Annotated in this window: 11 protein-coding genes and 2 pseudogenes; 9 read left to right on the top strand and 4 right to left on the bottom strand. The window is 66.6% G+C overall.

The window, feature by feature from the left end:
• The 3 genes from ON44_RS31930 to dcd form a co-directional block, all read left to right on the top strand.
• On the top strand, positions 1–5146 hold a 5146-nt coding region (locus ON44_RS31930), incomplete at its 5' end, for a non-ribosomal peptide synthetase (RefSeq protein WP_157187371.1).
• On the top strand, positions 5143–5817 hold the full coding sequence (locus tag ON44_RS31925) for a DUF6875 domain-containing protein (RefSeq protein ID WP_051182671.1): 675 nt from the start codon (positions 5143–5145) through the stop codon (positions 5815–5817). The genes ON44_RS31930 and ON44_RS31925, both read left to right, overlap by 4 nt.
• 104 nt (positions 5818–5921) lie before the next feature.
• Positions 5922–6494: a dCTP deaminase gene (gene dcd / locus ON44_RS31920; protein WP_040697087.1), complete on the top strand. Its 573-nt coding sequence runs from the start codon at positions 5922–5924 to the stop codon at positions 6492–6494.
• A 293-nt stretch (positions 6495–6787) separates the two neighbouring features.
• On the opposite strand, the gene ON44_RS31915 is transcribed toward dcd, so the two are convergent.
• Entirely contained in the window at positions 6788–7237 is a 450-nt protein-coding gene (locus ON44_RS31915) for a hypothetical protein (protein WP_040697097.1), read from the bottom strand.
• A gap of 234 nt (positions 7238–7471) precedes the next feature.
• On the opposite strand from ON44_RS31915, the gene ON44_RS31910 reads away from it, so the two are divergent.
• From ON44_RS31910 to ON44_RS31900, 3 genes and pseudogenes are all read left to right on the top strand, one after another.
• Positions 7472–8812, top strand: coding sequence for an NsdA family TPR-like regulatory protein (locus ON44_RS31910; protein ID WP_083898248.1), 1341 nt, complete (start codon positions 7472–7474; stop codon positions 8810–8812).
• A 251-nt stretch (positions 8813–9063) separates the two neighbouring features.
• A complete protein-coding gene (locus tag ON44_RS31905) occupies positions 9064–10320 on the top strand; it encodes a pyridoxal phosphate-dependent aminotransferase (RefSeq protein ID WP_040697080.1) in 1257 nt (418 codons plus the stop codon).
• A 407-nt stretch (positions 10321–10727) separates the two neighbouring features.
• Positions 10728–11996 (top strand): annotated as a pseudogene (locus tag ON44_RS31900) (YibE/F family protein); the annotation flags it as partial.
• A 476-nt stretch (positions 11997–12472) separates the two neighbouring features.
• On the opposite strand, the gene ON44_RS31895 reads toward ON44_RS31900, so the two are convergent.
• Together ON44_RS31895 and ON44_RS31890 are read right to left on the bottom strand one after the other, a co-directional pair.
• A complete protein-coding gene (locus ON44_RS31895) occupies positions 12473–13807 on the bottom strand; it encodes a DUF7159 family protein (RefSeq protein ID WP_245567418.1) in 1335 nt (444 codons plus the stop codon).
• A 151-nt stretch (positions 13808–13958) separates the two neighbouring features.
• Positions 13959–15281, bottom strand: a complete 1323-nt coding sequence (locus ON44_RS31890; protein WP_040697092.1) for a UDP-glucose dehydrogenase family protein — start codon at positions 15279–15281, stop codon at positions 13959–13961.
• A gap of 150 nt (positions 15282–15431) precedes the next feature.
• Here ON44_RS31890 and ON44_RS31885 point away from each other — a divergent pair, with 150 nt between their 5' ends.
• From ON44_RS31885 to ON44_RS31875, 3 genes are all read left to right on the top strand, one after another.
• Positions 15432–15977 carry a YdcF family protein gene (locus tag ON44_RS31885; protein WP_245567417.1) on the top strand — a complete coding sequence of 182 codons (546 nt, stop codon included), beginning with the start codon at positions 15432–15434 and terminating at the stop codon, positions 15975–15977.
• 120 nt (positions 15978–16097) lie between these two features.
• On the top strand, positions 16098–17327 hold the full coding sequence (locus tag ON44_RS31880; RefSeq protein WP_040697074.1) for an acyl-CoA dehydrogenase family protein: 1230 nt from the start codon (positions 16098–16100) through the stop codon (positions 17325–17327).
• Positions 17327–18526: an acyl-CoA dehydrogenase family protein gene (locus ON44_RS31875; protein WP_040697071.1), complete on the top strand. Its 1200-nt coding sequence runs from the start codon at positions 17327–17329 to the stop codon at positions 18524–18526. Before ON44_RS31880 ends, ON44_RS31875 begins: the two co-directional genes overlap by 1 nt.
• A gap of 94 nt (positions 18527–18620) precedes the next feature.
• Here the strand turns inward: ON44_RS31875 and ON44_RS31870 are convergent.
• Positions 18621–19245 (bottom strand): annotated as a pseudogene (locus ON44_RS31870) (Fe-S oxidoreductase); the annotation flags it as partial.

Genomic DNA, 19245 nt, shown 5'->3' with positions numbered 1-19245 from the left:
GGACAGCGCCGCCTTCGCCGCGATCGCCGACGCCGAGGCGCACGCGGCCGCCGAACGCCTCGACCCCGCCGCGGGCATCATGCTGCAGTTGGTCTGGTTCGACTGGGCGCAGCGGCCGGGACGGCTGCTGGTTGTCGCACACCACCTGGTCATCGATGGGGTGTCGTGGCGGATCCTGATTCCCGACCTCGCCACGGCATGGGCCCAGATCGATGCCGGGCAACGTCCGCGGCTCGCACCCGTCGGCACATCGATGCGGCGCTGGGCGCACGGCCTGAACGCGGCCGCCGAGAGCCTCGACGAGCTCGACTGGTGGCGGTCCACGCTCGGTGCCGCCGATCCGCCGCTCGGCGCCCGCCCGGTCGACCCCGAACTCGACGTACAGGCGACCGTCGCGACCGTCGAGGTGACACTGCCGACCTCGGTGACCCGCGCTGTGCTCACCACACTGCCCCAGGTGTTCCGCGCCAGTGTGGACGACGCCCTCATCGCCGGGCTCGCACTGGCACTGACCCGATGGCGGCAGCGCCACGGCGACAACGTGACCGAAACGCTGCTCACGCTCGAAAGCCACGGCCGCCACGACACGGTGCTCCCCGGCGCCGACCTCACCCGCACGGTCGGATGGTTCACCACCGCCTACCCGGTGCGACTCGACCTGTCCGGTATCGACATCGACGACGCATTCGCCGCGGGTGCTGCCGCGGCGGCGGTCATCAAGTCGGTCAAGGAACAACTGCGCGAGGTCCCCGACCGCGGGATCGGCTACGGGCTGCTGCGCTACCTCAACGCCGATACCGCCCCCATCCTGCGTGCGCTGCCGGCCCCGCAGGTGAGCTTCAACTATCTCGGTCGTTTGGACACCGTTCCCGAGGCGTTGCGCGACAGCGGATGGCTGCCCGCCGATGGCGACACCGGCGGCGGCAACCAGAATCCCGACGCAGTCGCGGCAGCCGTGCTCGGCATCAACGCGGTCACCACGGATACCTCGGACGGCCCCGCCTTGACCGCCGCCTGGGACTACCCGACCGGCGTGCTCACCTGCGCCGAAGTCACCGACCTCGCCGAACTGTGGCGCGACGCCGTGACGGCTCTGGCTACCCACGCGTCCCGACCCGGCGTCGGCGGGCTGACACCCTCCGATGTCGGCCTGGTCGATCTCGACCAGGCCGCGATCGACCGGCTGGAGACTCGATACCAGGCTTTGGACGACATCTGGCCGCTCACGCCGCTGCAGGCGGGGCTGCTGTTCCATGCCCAGCTCGCCGACGGCGCACTCGACGCCTACATCGTGCAACTCTGTGTGGAACTCGCCGGGCGCGTCGATGCGGACCGACTGCGCCGCGCCGCGCAGACTCTCCTCGGACGGCACCCGAACCTGCGGACCGCGTTCGTGCGCGACGGCGCCCGCGAACCGGTCCAGGTGGTGTACCGGCATGTCGACGTACCCTTCGCCGAGCTCGACCTGGCAGAGCACGACGACACCGCGGCCGCACTCGAACAGGCCATGGACGGCGACCGTCATTTCGATGTGACCGCGGCGCCACTGCTACGACTGACACTGATCAGGATCGCTCCCCAGCAGTACCAGCTGGTGTTGACCATGCATCACATCCTGATCGACGGCTGGTCCACACCACTGCTGATCCGGGAACTGCTGATCCTCTACGCCGGCGACGGCGACGTCGCGGCACTGCCCCCGGTGCGTCCCTACGCCGATTACCTGATGTGGCTGAACAGCCAGGACCGGGCCGGTGCGGAAACCGCCTGGGCACAGGCACTCGAGGGCGTCGCGGAGCCGACTCTGCTGGCCCCCGAGGACCGCGGCCGCCGAACCACCGCCGCATCGGGCGAAGTGCAGGTGCGGCTGGGCCAGGACCACACCGCGGCCCTGGTCGAGGTGGCACACCAACACGAGACCACCCTCAACACCATCGTCCAAGCGGCCTGGGCGCTGGTGCTCGCCAACGCGACCGCCCGCGAAGACGTGGTCTTCGGCACCACCGTCTCCGGGCGTCCGCCACAGCTTCCCGGCATCGAATCGATGATCGGACTGTTCGTCAACACGGTGCCTGTACGGGTCCGGCTCGACCACCGCGAAAGCCTCGCCCAGCTACTGCGGCGAATCCAAACCGAACAAGCCGCGCTGCTCGACCATCACCACCTCGGACTCGCCCGGATCCAACAGGTGGCCGGTTCCGGCGCGATGTTCGACACCGTGACCGTCTTCGAGTCCTACCCGGTCGACCGGGCCGGATTGTCCGAAGACATCGACATCGCCGGAATGCACATTCGCGGCATCGTCGGACGAGACGCCGCGCACTATCCGCTCGGCCTGGTCGTGCACCACGACACCCGGCTGCACCTGACCTTCGAATACCTGCCTGAACTGTTCACTCGACAGCAGATCGACGCCCTCGCCGACCGGGTGCTGCGCGTCCTGGACACCGTCGCCGCGCATATCGACCTCCCGCTCACCGAACTGCAGCTACTGTCGCCCGTCGAGCGGGCCACGCTGGTGCCCGTCCGCGGTCGGCCCGGCCCGGTGGCGTCGGTATTGCCGCAGGTGTTGTCGGATGCGGTCACGATGGCGCCCGGCACGGAAGCGCTGGTCTGCGACGGTGTGCGGCTGTCGTATCGCGAACTCGACGAGGTCTCCAACCGCTGGGCGCGCGTATTGATCGATATGGGAATCGGTCCGGAAGCGATGGTTGCTGTGGCGCTACCGCGCTGCCTCGACGCTGTCATCGCGGTGTGGGCGGTCGCCAAGTCCGGTGGCGCGTTCGTTCAGATCGATCCCACCCATCCTCGCGACCGGATCACGCGCATTCTCACCGATTCCGGCGCCGCGGTCGGGCTGACCCGCGACATCTACCGAGAGCAGTTGCCGGACGCACTCGAATGGCTCGCCCTCGACGATCCCGCCTTCGTCGCGATGACGGCGGAGACGGACCCCGCGGCGATCGATGACGCCGAGCGCGCAGCCCCGCTACGGCCGGAGCATCCGGCCTATCTGATCTATACCTCGGGCTCCACCGGGACTCCCAAAGGAGTTCTGGTCACCCATACCGGGATAGCGAACCTGGCCACCGAAATACGGGAGCGGTTCGGCCTCACCCCGGCTTCTCGGATGCTGGCCGCCGCCGCACCGACCTTCGACGTCTCGATCCTCGAATGGTTCAGCGCGACCGCCGCCGGTGCCACCCTGGTCGTGGCCCCCGCATCGGTAGTCGCCGGCGCCGCACTGGCCGAGTTGATCAATGCCGAACACGTGACCCATGCCGCCCTCACTCCCACCGTGCTCGCATCACTGCACGCCGGCGAGGTCGACACCCTCGACACGCTGATCCTGGGCGGCGAGACCTGCCCACCCGATCTGGCAGCACAGTGGACGCCGGGCCGCACCGTGCTCAACGCCTATGGGGCTACCGAAACCACAATCGTCAGCTGCGGCCATGCTCCGCTGACCACAACCACGGGCTGTCCGGTGACAATCGGCGGGCCGGTGCTCGGGTTCACCGCCGTCGTACTCGACCGCAGATTGCGCCCCGTCCCGGCCGGAGTGGTCGGCGAACTGTACGTGTCCGGACCGGGCCTCGCCCGCGGGTACCACCGCCAACCTGCAACCACAGCAGCCCGATTCATCCCCGACCCGTACGGACCGGCTGGGACACGCATGTATCGGACGGGTGACCTGGTCAGCTGGACTACCGATCGAACACTGCGATTCTCCGGTCGCAGCGACCTACAGCTCAAGAACAACGGCCACCGCATCGAACCCGGCGACATCGAAGCCGCGCTCCGCAGTCACCGAGACATCGAGCACGCCGCCGTCACGGTGCGCACCGGACCCAACGGCAGCACTCAACTCGTCGGCTACGTGGTGCCCGTTCCCGGCAGCACGACCGACACCGCCACACTGACCGCCCACCTCGCAACGCGACTGGCCACACATATGATCCCCACGGCCATCCGCACGGTCGACCGGATACCCCTCACCCCCACCGGCAAAGTCGATTACCAAGCCCTACCCGCACCCGAGTGGCGACCTGCCCGGTTCCGGCCGCCGTCCACCGCACTCGAGGCCACCGTCTGTGCTGCCTTCACCCGGACCCTCGGCATCGAGCGGGTCGGCCTCGACGACGGCTTCTTCACCCTCGGCGGCAACTCGCTTGCCGCGGCCGAGCTGGTGGCGCGTCTTGCCGAGTCGACCGGTGTCGACGTGCCGGTTCAGTGGATATTCACCGATCCGACGCCGGAGTCGCTGGCCCGCCGCATCGACATGCGGCGGCGCGGGCTCGACGAGCACGACCTCGGCGATGCGCTGTCCGTCCTGCTCCCGCTGCGCGCCGCCGGAAACGAGCCGCCGCTGTTCTGCGTCCACCCCGCGATCGGATTGGCCTGGGGTTTCAGCGGACTCGTGCAGCACCTCGATCCCGACCGCCCCGTGTACGGGGTGCAATCCCCGGTATTCAGCGAGGCCACCACGGAGTTCGAGACGCTCGACCAACTCGCCGCCCGCTATGTCCAAGAGATCCGGGCTGTCCAGCCGCACGGCCCGTACCATCTGCTGGGCTACTCGCTCGGCGGCACCATCGCGCACGCGATCGCGGTCCAACTCCGCGGCGACGGTGAGTCCGTCGCCACCCTGGCCATGATGGACACCCGCCTCGTCACCGCCGACACCGTCCGTGTACCCACGCCCTCCATCGCGCAGTTGCTCGCCGAGTTCGCCGGCCTCGATGTGCCGCAGGGCGCGGCCGATGTCACCGCCGCGGCCGCGGCCGAGCTGCTCCACCGACAAGGCGGACTCTTCACCGCCGTGACCCCCGAGCACCTCGTGATCCTGCACGACGACTACACCCGACTCGTCGACCTCACGTGGAACCACCGGCCGACGCCCTTCGACGGCGACTTGATCTACTTCAGCGCCGCCGCCCACACAGACGACGGCCCCGCTCCGGCACTGGCATGGAACAACCTGATCAACGGCCGGATCACCGACCATCACATCCCGGTCCGGCACGAGCGGATGATCGAACCCGAGTCGCTTCGCGCGATCGGATTCGTCCTCACCGAGCACTTCCACTCAGCCCGGACCATCCCGATGGAACCCGCCACCTCCGCAAGGAGAAGCCGATCATGAACCCGCACCGAATCGTCGGGACACGTTCCGGCATCGAGCCGGTCAACCTATTCGCTCTCGATCCGACGACGCATATCGATCTGCACCCCCATGCTGCCGAATTGCGTAGGTGGACTTGCGAATACCTGTGTCGGCCGCACCCCGACCTCGGCCGATCCGGTCCGGTCTGTCCTTACACCAGCCACGCCATCGCGAACCAGTCGCTCTGGGCCGCATTCTTCGGAGGCCCTTCCGTGGGTGCCGAGCGCCTGATCGCGATCATCGACGATCTGTACGACATGTTCCCCGCCCTGCCACCCCAGGATGAACCCGAATGCAAGTTCAAGGCCGTCCTCGCGGTCTTCCCGAACCTCACCGATTACGCCGATATCGACGCGGTGCAACATGACCAGAAGTCTCGGTTCGTCGCAAAGGGTCTGATGCTCGGCCAGTTCTATCCGGGCTGCACCGTCCCGGGGCTACGCAACCCGGCCTTCCCCGCACTCGACGCGCCCCTGCCGATGCTCGCCATTCGCCATATGGCCGCCACCGACTTCCCATTCCTCAGCTCCCGCCATGAATGGGTGGACTCCTATCTCAAAATATTCGCCCCCGCGATCCCCAAGTTCATCACCAGCGCCATGTCCGACAGACTCGTGCAGACAACCGACGCCTCGGACGGAAATCACTGAGATCGGGTCCCTGACAAGGTAACCGAGCCATCGACAACGCGGCGGCAGCTCGTCACCATGCGGCGGCTGAGCAGCGGTATCGAGCAGGCGCTACGCTCGTCGGCGTGCTGCTTTCCGATCGTGACATCCGTGCGGAGATCGCCGCTGGGCGTCTCGGCGTCGAGCCGCTCCTGGAAAACCTGATCCAGCCGTCGAGTATCGATGTGCGACTGGATGGGCTGTTCCGGGTATTCGACAACACGCGGTACACCCATATCGATCCCGCGCAACGTCAGGATGAGCTGACCAGTCTGGTCGAGCCCGACGTGGGGGAGCCGTTCGTGCTGCATCCCGGCGAATTCGTGCTCGGCTCCACGCTCGAGGTGTGCACGTTGCCGGACGATCTGGCCGGTCGGCTGGAGGGCAAGTCCAGTCTCGGACGGCTCGGCCTGCTGACTCACTCGACGGCGGGCTTCATCGATCCGGGCTTCAGCGGCCACATCACACTGGAACTGTCGAATGTGGCGAATCTGCCGATCACCCTGTGGCCGGGTATGAAGATCGGTCAGCTGTGCCTGTTGCGCCTGACCAGTCCGGCCGAGAACCCTTACGGCAGCACCAGCGCGGGCTCGAAGTACCAGGGCCAGCGCGGACCGACACCCTCCCGGTCATATCTGAACTTCCCGCTGCCCACCTAGTCAGCGGCAGTGCGGGTTTCGGCGGGCCGGAAGTAGTTGCGACCAGCGGCAGGCGATTTCGGCAGTGACCCGTACGCTCGGTGTCAATCCGAACGAGCTTCCTCGTCTCGCTCGAATCTTGCAGATGTGTACGGGTTTCGGCTCCAGGACGCAACCCCCTGCCCTTTCGCTGCCTCTTCGCCCACGTTGGATCGCGCTGCACCGGCCCGAAAACAGCCGACCGAGCCCGCCCCTGTCGACTGCCAGTAGAGGGGCGGACTCGGTAGGCTCGGCGGCGGGGACCGACGACGCATTCAATCCCCGCCGCCCGCTCCCACCGCGAGTGCCGTCGTGATGATGACGGATAACGGTGGGAGCGTGTCGCCGCGACTCGGTGGGTTGACCCAGAAGCACCCTTCCCGGGTCCATCGACCGAGCCCGGTCGGCAACATCACGGCACTGCCGATGGCCGGTATGCCTATATCGAGACGGTTCAGCACCTCCAATACCTGCGCGCCCGGCCGACTGTCCGGCTCGGCGAGGAAGCTCCAGCGGATCTGCCTGGCCAGCATGGGGCCCCTCGTCCCCTGCTGTTCCAGTGCGGCCCTGACCTTTTCGGCCCGAGACGTCGGCAGATGAACAACGCAGACCCGGCCGGTGATGGGCAGCATCACGAACCCGCCGCGTTCGGTGACTGGTAATCCGAACTCGTGCCGGTAATAGGCCACCCAATCGTCGACTGTTCTGAGTTTCTCCACGTTCACGGCCAACTCCTTGCCTCCTCGTGTCCAAGGGTCCTGTGCCGGACGGCGATTCGGGAATTGCCCACCCGCTCGCCTTCTACTGCCATTCCGCTGCCTCTGATAGCGGACTGCTTTTGCTTGTGGCCGCACTCACAAAGCACTCGTACCCTGGGAAGGAGTTCGTTCGGAAGGGATGACGTCGTGGTCCGGCAGTGGTCAGGTAGAGAGGCCCGTGCCCTTCGCGATGCCAGGCGGATGAGTATCCGAGAGTTCGCGGCACATCTGGGTGTGCACGAGCGGCTCGTATCGAAGTGGGAGGCCGGCGGCGCGCGGGTCCATCCACGTCCGGTGAATCAAGCCGCCCTCGATACATCCCTGGCCAGGTCCGACGATGTTGTGCGGGCGCGGTTTGCGGCCATGATCGATCAACCCGTATTCGATCGACCGACCGCGCCCGGATTCGAAAGGCGGGCCGATACTTCGGCTCGCGCCAATTATTCGAGTGACGCGGACCTTTTGGCTCTCATAGACGCCGGTGCGATGAGAGGTGATGCGTTAGAGGCGATTTCGGAGAGGGATCTGATCATGGCGGCTGCCCACGAGGCGAGCGAGCACGCCGGCCAGGCCGAGAGCACCAATGTGGGTGCCACCACCTTGGAGCAGCTCGATGCTGATGTCACGCGCATCGCGAACGACTATGTGCACATCCCGCCGGTACCGATGATGGTGGAGATGTTGCGAGTGCGACGCCGGGTGTACCGGCTGCTGGAGGGGCATCAGCGCCCCGCCGATACCAGCCACCTGTATCTGCTGGCGGGCACACTGTCGGGATTGCTCGCCAATGCGAGCACCGACCTCGGCTATCTGGATGCCGCGGGCGAGCAGATCAGAGCGGCCTGGGCCTATTCGGAATTGTGTGGTCACAACGGGTTGCGCGCCTGGACCCGCGGCATGCACGCGCTGATCGAATACTGGTCCGATCGACCGCGTCGGGGAGTGCTGCTGGCACAGAGCGGGCAGGACTTCGCCGAATCGGCCACGGCCAAGGTTCGACTATTGAATATCGAGGCCAGGATCTGGTCCCGGTTGGGCAGTGACGCCGATGCCGATCGCTGTATCCGGGCCGCCGACGATGCCCGCGAGGTGTCCGATACCGACTCGCTGCACGATGAGGTCGGCGGCGTCTTCGGCTTCAACGAGGCCAAGGCCCACTACTACGCGGGCGCGACCTATATCCATCTCGGTCAGGCCGAACCCGCATTGGCCGCGACGCAACAGGCCATCGAGTTGTACGCCAACGGCCCGTCCGAGCGGCGTTCCTATGGCACCGAGGCGATGGCCCGGGTCGACAGTGCCGCGGCGTATCTGATCAACGGCAGTCTGGACGGTGCGGCTGCCGCGCTGGTTCCGGTGCTCGGCCTGGCCGAGGACAAGCGGATCGCCCAACTGGAGGAACGGCTCGTCGGGCTGCGGCAGCGGATCGCCGGACCGGAGTTCCGCGATGCCGTCGAGGCACGGTTCCTCGACGAGAAAATCGAAGAGTTCTGCGGAACCACTGCGGCCAAAGGCATCCCACCGGGCAGCCCGACGACTTGACGCCAGCTATTGCTGCGAGGCGACGTTCGCACTCACATCCCCACCACGGAGCGAGTCTTACGAGCGACCCGTTGGCGGCCCGTCTCGCGTGCGCGCCGAAGGCGCGGCCATCGACTCAGCCGAGTCGTCGAAGCGCATGCGCCGCAGGCGCGAGTCTCGACGGCTCGGACGCGAGACACATGGGGCCGCGAACACGCAGCGCCGAAGGCGCTGCCAAAGGCACTGATTAACCAGTTGCCGGGGATGGCACCATAGGCAGGGTGAGTCCTAGCCATCTACCGCATCACCCGCCGCGCGTGCTGGAGCAATCCACGAAGCTGCAGAACGTCCTCTACGAAATTCGTGGACCGGTGGGCGCACATGCGGCACGGTTGGAGGCGGAGGGGCATCGCATCCTCAAGCTGAATATCGGCAATCCCGCGCCGTTCGGCTTCGAGGCGCCCGATGTGATCATGCGCGACATCATCGCCGCGCTGCCGTATGCGCAGGGCTACTCCGAATCAAAGGGCATCCTCTCGGCCCGGCGCGCCATCGTGACTCGCTATGAGCTGGTCCCCGGCTTTCCCGAACTCGATGTCGACGACGTCTACCTGGGCAACGGCGTCTCCGAGCTGATCACCATCACCATGCAGGCGCTGCTCGACAACGGTGACGAGGTGCTGATCCCGGCGCCCGACTATCCGCTGTGGACCGCCATGACCAGTCTGGCGGGTGGCACTCCGGTGCACTACCTGTGTGACGAGTCGAACGGCTGGCAGCCCGATATCGCGGATATCGAATCCAAGATCACCGATAAGACCAAGGCGCTGCTGGTCATCAATCCGAACAATCCGACCGGTGCGGTGTACTCCACCGAGGTGCTGCAGCAGCTGGTCGACCTCGCGCGCAAGCATCAGCTGCTGCTGCTCGCCGACGAGATCTACGACAAGATCCTCTACGACGACGCCAAGCACATTTCGCTGGCGACGCTCGCGCCCGATCTGCTCTGCCTGACCTTCAACGGACTCTCCAAGGCCTACCGGGTCGCGGGCTACCGCTCCGGCTGGTTGGCGATCACCGGACCCAAGGAGCATGCGGCTGGTTTCCTCGAGGGCATCGATCTGCTCGCCTCGACCAGGCTTTGCCCGAATGTGCCTGCGCAGCACGCGATTCAGGTGGCACTCGGTGGACATCAGAGCATCGAGGATCTGATCCTGCCGGGCGGCCGACTACTCGAGCAGCGCGATGTCGCGTGGGAGCGGCTGAATATGATTCCGGGCGTTTCCTGTGTGAAGCCGAAGGGCGCGCTCTACGCGTTCCCGAAGTTGGATCCGAACGTCTATGAAATCCACGATGATTCGAAGTTGATCTTGGATCTGCTGCTGCAGGAGAAGATCTTGATGGTGCAGGGCACCGGGTTCAATTGGCCGAATCATGATCATCTGCGGATCGTCACGCTGCCGTGGGCACGAGATCTCGCGGTGGCGATCGAGCGCTTCGGGAACTTCCTGTCGAGTTACCGGCAGTAGGTACTGGGCGGTCCGGACTCCCTCGTCAGCGTGCGCTGGGCTACCGGATCGCCCCGCTTCCGGGGGCAAAACATACCCGGTGTACGGATAGTTGCGAGTTTTGGTTACTAGCTAGCGCTAAACGAGACTTTTTGTGTACAGTGTCTCTTGGCACTTCGAGTGCCCGGTCAAGTTGTCTACCCCCCCTGGACAACCTGACCTCGGGTTAGGCTGCCTACCCCCCTGGGCGCCAACCTGCGGGCGGCGGAGACATCCCCCTGCTCTCCGCCGCCCCCTCCCGATTTTCCATTCGGAACCTTTTCATGACTCTTGTCGGTCGCTGTCGGTCCGTGAATCCGATCTTGAAAATGAAATCCTTTAAGCTCGCACCCTGGACTACAGACGAAAAGGTAGGAGTCCGGTGAGCCATGAGTGATCATCACCATCACCACGACCATTCCGGCCCCATCGCGATCGGCGCGACCGCGGCCCGTGTGGTCGTCGGGCTGCTCGCCGCGATCGGTGTCGTGGTCGTGATCGCCGCGATCGTGCTGTGGCCGAGTAGCCAGCACATCGACATCCCGCTGCCGATGCAGAACGCGGGCGGTGGCGCGGTGCAAACCGAGGCCGGAACCGTGGTGATGCAGGACGTCGGCGCGTGCGGCAGCAGTTCGATCGGCAAGGTGTTCATCGATAAGCCCGAGCAGCCGCGCGCCGCCGGCTATACCTGTCAGCGCAGTCTGATCAGCATCGATTCCGGTCCGCACCAGGGCAATCACACCCTGTTCGAAATCGCGCCCGGCCCAGGACAACCCGATCTGCATGCCGGTGACCACATCCGGATCGTGCGGCAGACCGATCCGAGCGGTATGCCGCTGTACTCGTTCGAGGACTACTCGCGCGGGCTGCCGCTGACCCTGATCGTGCTGGCCTTCGTGGTCGTGGTCATCGTGGTGGCGCGCTGGCGTGGGTTGCGGGCGCTGCTCGGGCTGGTCTTCGCCTTCGCGGTGCTCGTGCTGTTCATGCTGCCCGCACTGCTGGACGGTAAGCCCGCTATTCCGGTCGCGCTGGTCGCGGGTGCGATGATCCTGTATGCCGTGCTGTACTTGGCGCACGGTGTGAATCTGCGCACCAGTTCGGCGCTGCTCGGCACGCTGACATCGATGATCGTGGCGGCGGTGCTGTCCTGGGTCGCCATCGAGGTCACGCATCTGACCGGGCTATCCGAGGAACAGAACACCAACGTCGCCACCTACATCGAGCACGTCAGCATTACCGGTCTGCTGCTGGCGGGCTTCATCATCGGTTCGCTCGGTGTGCTCAACGACGTCACCATCACCCAGGCCTCGGCCGCCTTCGAACTTGCCGCCATCGATGAATCCGCTTCGCGCCGGGAGGTTTTCGCAGCTGCTATGCGCGTCGGCCGGGACCACATCGCGAGCACGGTCTACACCCTGGTGCTGGCCTACGCGGGTGGCGCGCTTCCGTTGCTGCTGCTGTTCAGTGTCGCGGGCCGCTCTATCCGCGACGTCCTGACCGGCGATGCCGTCGCCATCGAAATCGCCCGCTCCTCCGTCGGCGGTATCGCGCTGGCCCTTTCGGTCCCGTTGACCACTGCCATCGCCGTCATGCTCGCCCGGCCCTTCGGGCACAAGCCCGAACCCGTGGCCCCCGCCCGGCACTCGCGTCATGCGAAGTCCGAGGCGTCCGCACCTTCCCGGCGCTCGCCGTCCCGCTCCGCCGCCGCTCCCAGCCGCCAACGGACCTCGACTCCGACCCGGGATGACGAGCCGGGCCCGGCTGCCTGGAACGACCAACCCTCGAATCCCGGGGCATACGAACGCAGTCGGGGCTACCGCAGCGCCGACCCGCGGGACTACGAACCCGACTACGACACCGACCCGCGCGGCTACCGCCGCCCGGATCCGCGCGGGTCCTGGGACGACGACGGCCCTGTCTCTCGGTAGTCGCCGCCCGGATCCGAGATCGAGCGGGGCGACGAAGGACCCGCCCCTCGGCAGATGTCGCAGGGTTCAGCCCAACTATCCACCGCCCTACGCGCTCGCAAGGCGAGTGCGCACCCCGCTACCGGGTGTGCACTCGCCACAAAGGGCGTGCAAAACGAGACCTACTGCCGCATAGCCTGCTTCGCTGGGGAGTGCGGGGCACCGGTTCAGCGCGGCGCGGGTGGCGGGAAGGGGAGGATCACGGGCGGAATCGTCGGCACCACGATCGGCGGAAGTCCTGGCACGACAATGGTATTCGGGCCGGGCGTGGGCGAGGGCGGCTCCGTGGTCGTCGCACGGTACGGTGGCGGGGCGGCCACCGACTCGGCGGACTCGGTGGTGCTGGCCGGTGCGACGGCGATCTGCGGGTCCAGGGTGGTGGTACGCGGCGGGCCGGTCGGCGAGACCGAGGTCGGGTGGTCACTGCTCTGCGAATCGCGCGTGAGAACCTGTGGGCCGTAACCGAGTCCGAGTCCGATCGCCGCGACGACTGCCAGTGCACTGACGGTAAGCACCGCACCATTGATTTCCCGCTTGCCGCGGCGCCGCTTGGGCGGTGCGGATAGCCAGGCGGGTGCGAGCTCATCGTCATCGACCAGCGAATCCGTGGCGGGCGCGTGCTGCTGCGGGGTCTGGACGACCGTGCGCACCGGACGCGCCATCAGGGCGGCACCGCGGGTGACCACCGTCTCCGGGCTGTCGGGAACGATGACCGGCACACCCATCCAGCGTTCGAGCACCTTGGCGATCAGCGGAATTCGCGCACAACCGCCGATCGCGAGCACACCGTGCACCGGACGATCCGAGCGCACGATGACATCGCGCGCCATCCGCGCCGACGATTCGATCGCCAGCATGATGAGGGCCTCGAAATTCTCCTGGGCCAGCAGCACCAGCCCTTGTTCGCTGGGCAGTGCCACAGCGGTATTCGAGGACAGCTGCTCCTTGGCCTCGCGGCACAGTGCGTCCAGGGCGGCCAGCCCCGCCGAATCCGGCGGATGCGCGATCCGGCCCGAGGCGATCTGCTGTTCGCGGATCAGCGAATCCAGGTAGTCGCCGCTGATATCGCTGGTGCGTTCGCTGTGGCGGATCTCACGGGTCTGGGTGTCGACGACGCTGACCGTCAGCCCGGAGCTGCCGAGGTCGTAGACGACGAGTGAGGAGATGCCGCGAATATCCCCGGTGGCCTGCGCGAATTCGACCGCCGCGACAATTTCTGGCACCAGTTCGTAATTGGTGAGCTGTTGACGCGCCATGGCCGCGCGCAGCGCCTTGGCATGCTGCTCACTGCGGTAGGCGATCGCGGTGGCAGCGATACCGGGCATGGATTCCAGCGTCACGCCGATCGCCTCGGCGGCCAGCTCCTCCACCTGGTGCTCGACCACCGGAATGGTCTGCAGATCGAAGGAATGCGGTGCGATGGGGCCGTGGGGGCTCGCGGTGTGTGGTCGCGCCATACGGACGGCGCCGGCCCCCACCGAAACTCCCAGAACCGAACTCATCAGCTGCCCATCCCGTTTCACACATCACGACATGCGAGCCTGCGCCGCCCGCCGGGGAAACGGCCCGCTCTCGGGACCCTACCGCCGACGTCCGACAGACCCGAAGGCAGGACCTGATCGTCCCGGCGTCGCCCCCGCGTCGCAGGCAACTCTACGGTGTGCCGAGTCCGGCGTACACCCATCCGGCGTCTCTCCAGGTGGCTCGATTGAGACAGTTCCGACCGTCGATGATCGACCGTTTGCGAACCACCGGATCGAGGTCTTGCGGACGCAATGCGACGAATTCGTCCCACTCGGTCAGCACCAGCACCACATCGGCGCGATCGCAGGCCTCGGTCACCGAGGTCGCGTAGTTCAATGTGGGGAAGACCCGTCGCGAGTTCTCCGCCGCCTTCGGGTCGTACACCGTCACCACCGCGCCGTGCAGCTGGATCATCCCGGCCACATTCAGCGCGGGTGAGTCACGCACATCGTCGGATTCGGGTTTGAAGGCCGCACCGAGCACCGCCACATTGGCGCCGAGCAGCGATCCGCCGCAGGCCCGTGCGGCCATATCGACCATCTTCGTGCGGCGGCGCATATTGATGTTGTCGACCTCACGCAGGAAGGCCACCGCGTGATCGGCGCCGAGTTCGCCGGAGCGCGCCATGAACGCGCGGATGTCCTTGGGGAGGCAGCCGCCGCCGAAACCCAGTCCGGCATTGAGGAATCGGCGGCCGATGCGCGCGTCGTAACCGAGTGCGTCGGCCAGCATGGTCACATCGGCGCCGGTCGCCTCGCAGACCTCGGATACGGCGTTGATGAAGGAAATCTTGGTCGCGAGAAAGGCATTCGCGGAGACCTTGACCAATTCGGCGGTGGCCAGGTCGGTCAGCAGGAACGGCACCTCGGCTGCGATCAGGTCCGCGTAGATCTCGCGCACCAGTTCCTCTACCCAGACGGCGCTTTCGCGTTCGCGATCCACGCCGAGCACCAGTCGATCGGGGCGCAGGGTGTCCTTCACCGCGAAACCCTCACGCAAGAACTCCGGATTCCACGCCACCTCGACCTCGGCGTCGGTCAGCGCGCGGGCCCGCGTACCCAATGCGGCGGCGGTTCCCACGGGCACCGTCGACTTCCCGACGATCACCGACGGCCGCTCCAACAGCGGTGCGAGCGTATCGACCACGGCGTGCACATATTTCAGGTCCGCGGCGTACTCGCCCTTCTTCTGCGGTGTCCCGACCCCGAGGAAATGCACCTGGGCGTGGTCGGCCGCCTCCGCGTACGAGGTGGTGAAGCGCAGCCGACCGGCGTCCAGGTTCCGGCGCAGCACCTCCTCGAGCCCGGGTTCGTAGAACGGCACCACACCATCGGACAGCTTCGCGACCTTGCCCGGATCGATATCCACGCCGATCACATCGTGTCCGAGCTCGGCCATGCACGCCGCGTGCGTGGCCCCGAGGTACCCGGTTCCGAAGACTGTGCATCGCATGATCGATTGATAGGTCCCGCCGATGGCCACCCCACGTCAGCGAGGCAAGGGTCTCGGCAACAGCAGATGTACATGTGGCGACATGAATTGCGGATAGCGCTGCTGACCTGCGCAAACTCATCCACTGACGGCCCGGTTACGATCGATCTTGTGCGACGCCAGCGCAGCATCCGGGCCCGCAGCGCCTGGGTGGTACTCGGCGTTGCGGTGGTGGTGTCGGTCGCGGGCCTGTGGCCGGTTTACGTCCGGCCGCAGGTGGACGCACCCGCGAAAGCCGATGCGATTCTCGTGCTCGGCGGTGCGCACGATGGACGCGAGAAGCTAGGGCTGCGGCTGGCCGGTGCGGGGTACGCACCCCGGGTGCTGTTCTCGGACCCGTATGAGAACAGTGCGCTGATGAATCGAATCTGCCACAGCCGCTACAGCTTTCAGGTCATCTGCTTCGATCCGTCGCCGCGCACCACGCGTGGTGAGGGTCGTGAACTCGCCGAACTCGCCGCGGCGCAAGGTTGGCGTCGAGTCATCGTCATCACCTTCACACCGCATATCTCGCGGGCTCGCTACATCCTCGGGAAATGCTGGGACGGTGAGGTGCTGATGGTGGATCCGCGGCCGCGTCTTTCGGTCGCCAGGTGGGCCTACGACTACGTCTACCAGTCCGCCGGATACGTCAAGGCGTTCTTCGAAGACTGCTAGCGCCCACAAGTGCGGGCAGGTGGCATCAGTTTGATTTTCGGCGTGCGACAGACGTACATTGCGTCTCGTGGGGCCGCAGAGCGACCCGATGCAATGACGCAGATCCCTCCGGGAGGGCAGATGGATTACGACTGGTCAGCGGCCGATCTGGACTTTCGCGACGAGGTGCGCGCATTTCTCGACGAGAAGCTGACGCCGGAGCTGCGGCGGGCCGGGCGCTTGGCGACGAGCGTGTACCCGGACCACGAGGCGAGCATGCAATGGCAGCACATCCTGCACGAGCGCGGCTGGGCCGCACCGGCCTGGCCGGTGGAACACGGCGGCTGCGATTGGAGCCTCACCCAGCACTACATTTTCAATCGCGAGTCGATGCTGGCCGGTGCGCCGTCGCTCTCGCCGATGGGCATCCGGATGGTCGCGCCCGCAATCGTCGCATTCGGTACGCCGGAGCAGCAGGCCTTCTATCTACCGCGCATCCTGACCGGGGAAGTCTTCTTCTGCCAGGGCTATTCGGAACCGGAGGCCGGTTCGGACCTGGCCGCGCTGACCATGGCCGCCGTCGATGACGGCGCCGATTTCGTCTGCACCGGCAGCAAGATCTGGACCACCCATGCCACCGCGGCGAATTGGATCTTCTGCCTGGTCCGGACCTCGCGCGCGGGGAAGAAGCAGCAGGGCATCACCTTCCTGCTGATCGATATGACCACGCCGGGCATCGAGATCCGCCCGCTGGTGATGACCTCCGGCGAACAGGTGCAGAACCAGGTCTTCTTCGATAACGTCCGGGTGCCGAAGACGAATGTGCTCGGTCGAATCGATGACGGCTGGACCGTCGCGAAATATCTGCTCGTGCACGAGCGAGGCGGTGCGGCCGCGCCGATGCTACAGGTCATGGCCCGAGATGTGGCCACCGCGGCGGCCGAGCAGACCGGACCCGACGGCAATCCCCTGATCGATGACGCGGCATTCGCGGCGAAGTTGGCGGAGGCTCGAATTCGTACCGAGGTGCTCGAAATCCTGGAGTACCGCACGCTTTCGGCGATGGCGCAGGGCAAGAATCCGGGGCCGGCGTCCTCGATGCTCAAGATCCTGGCCACCGAATTGAGTCAGCGGCTCACGGAATTGGCGCTGGAGGCGGCCGGTCCGCGCGGCCGGGTTTATCAGCCGCATGCCACCGCGCCGGGCGGGCCGATCGCCGAATTCACCCCGCCCGCCGACGGCTATCGCAGCGGCGCGGACTGGCAAGCCGTCGCGCCGCTGCGCTACTTCAACGACCGAGCGGGCTCGATCTATGCGGGCAGCAACGAAATTCAGCGAAATATCCTCGCCAAGGCAGCATTGGGGCTCTGATGGACTTCACCTTCACCGATGAGCAAGAACTGCTCCGCGACGCGGTGGCCGGATTCCTCGGCGCCCGTTACGAATACAACAGCGTCGCGCAGCGACTCCATGAGGGGCGGTGGTCGGGCGACGGGTGGGCCAAAAGCCGGGGCGCGGCGAAATCCGATGCCGGTTGGCAGCCGAGCGTGTGGCGCGGATTCGCCGAGGAGCTGGGCATTCTCGGCGCCACCCTGCCCGAGCGGGTCGATGGGATGGGCGGTGGTCCGGTCGAGTTGATGATCATCACCGAGGAACTCGGCCGTGCGCTGGTCGTCGAGCCGTATGTCGACACCGTGGTGGTCGGCGCCGGGCTGCTGAATCGCGCCGGTGGCGAGCGTGCGGATTCGGTACTGCGCCAGATCGTTTCCGGTGCGGCGCGGACAGCGTTCGCGGCGCTGGAGCCGAGCTCGGGGCAGACGCTGCACGACGTATCGACCACCGCGCGTCACGATGGTGACGCGTGGGTGCTCGATGGCGTCAAGACGGTCGTGACCAGTGCGCCGCTGGCGACGCATCTGCTCATTACCGCGCGCACCGCCGGTGACCGGCGCGATAGGGACGGAATCTCGCTATTCCTCACCGAATTCGATGCCGCCGATCTGCCCGCCGGTGTCGAGGTGCATTCGTATCGGACGATCGACGATCGGGTCGGCTCCGATATCACCTTCACCGGCTTCCGATTGCCGGCCGATGCGCTGCTCGGTGCCGAGGGTGCGGCATGGGACGCGATCGAGGCGACGGCGGACGAGGCGACGGCCGCGATCGCGTCCGAGGCCGTCGGCTGCATGCGAAAGGTGTTGGCGGACACCGTCGAATACGCCAAACAGCGGCAGCAGTTCGGCCAGCCGATCGGCAGTTTCCAGGTGCTCCAGCATCGCATGGTCGATATGTTCATCGAGCTCGAACAGGCCATTGCCGCGGTGTATCTGGCCGTCTACTCGTTGGGTGCTGCCGCGGCGGACCGGGCGCGGGCGGTCTCGGCCGCGAAGGTCACCATCGGTCGGGCCGCGCGCTTCATCGGCCAGAACGCCGTGCAGCTGCACGGTGCCATGGGCATGACCGAGGAACTCGCGATCGGCCACTACTTCAAGCGACTGACCGCGATCGAATACGAATTCGGTTCCAGCGACCAGCATCTCGCTCGTTATGCGGCGCTGACGAGGCCATAGTCCTGTCCGAAGAAACCAGCGGGCGGTCAACGAAAAGCGAGCGGCCCGGGTGCACAATGTGCACCCGGGCCGCTCGCTTGTTTCCGCCTACCCGTCAGTTCTTGCGGCCGGGGGCCTTGGCGCCGGATTTGAAACCGAGGCCGCCGGGCTTGGCGGGTGGGGGTGCCACGGCGGGGGTGCCGTTGCCGTTGGTGGGCTGGTCCGGTTCGTCGGCGGGTTCCGTTGCGGCTTCCGGGGTGGCGGAGGCCGGTTCAGCGGGGGCTGATGGAGCCGGGCCAGCCGTGCCGGGGGCCTTGGGGCCGGGGCGTTTGAAGCCGGACTTCATGGCCAAGCCCTTGGCGGGGATGGACGGCTTGGTTTCGGTTGGCGTCGAAACCGGTTCGCTGGCGGGGGTTTCCGCTGGCGGGGCCGCTTCGGCGGGGGCCGAGGCTTCCGGTGCCTTGGCTCCGGGTGCTTTTGCCGCGCCCTTCATGGCGAGCCCCTTGCCCGGTGCCTTCGCCGGACCCTTCATGGCCAGACCCTTGACCGGCGGTGCTGCCGGTGCCTCGGCAGCGGGTGCTGCTTCGGTGGCGGCGTCGGGAGTTGCCTTGGCTCCGGGTGCTTTTGCGGCGCCCTTCATGCCGAGGCCCTTGCCCGGTGCCTTGGCGGGGCCCTTCATCGCGAGGCCCTTGACGGGCGCTGCCGGAGCAGTCGCCGTTGCCGCGGTGTCCTCGGCCGCA

Source organism: Nocardia vinacea NBRC 16497, assembly GCF_000308835.1.
GTDB classification, from domain to species: Bacteria; Actinomycetota; Actinomycetes; order Mycobacteriales; family Mycobacteriaceae; genus Nocardia; species Nocardia vinacea.
This window is presented reverse-complemented; position numbering and strand designations above follow the sequence as displayed.

Coding starts and splice junctions, on each gene's coding strand:
- ON44_RS31925 (WP_051182671.1), top strand. CDS start 5,143: ATGAACCCGCACCGAATCGTCGGGACACGTTCCGGCATCGAGCCGGTC.
- ON44_RS31910 (WP_083898248.1), top strand. CDS start 7,472: ATGAGTATCCGAGAGTTCGCGGCACATCTGGGTGTGCACGAGCGGCTC.
- ON44_RS31895 (WP_245567418.1), bottom strand. CDS start 13,807: ATGAGTTCGGTTCTGGGAGTTTCGGTGGGGGCCGGCGCCGTCCGTATG.
- ON44_RS31890 (WP_040697092.1), bottom strand. CDS start 15,281: ATGCGATGCACAGTCTTCGGAACCGGGTACCTCGGGGCCACGCACGCG.
- ON44_RS31880 (WP_040697074.1), top strand. CDS start 16,098: ATGGATTACGACTGGTCAGCGGCCGATCTGGACTTTCGCGACGAGGTG.
- ON44_RS31875 (WP_040697071.1), top strand. CDS start 17,327: ATGGACTTCACCTTCACCGATGAGCAAGAACTGCTCCGCGACGCGGTG.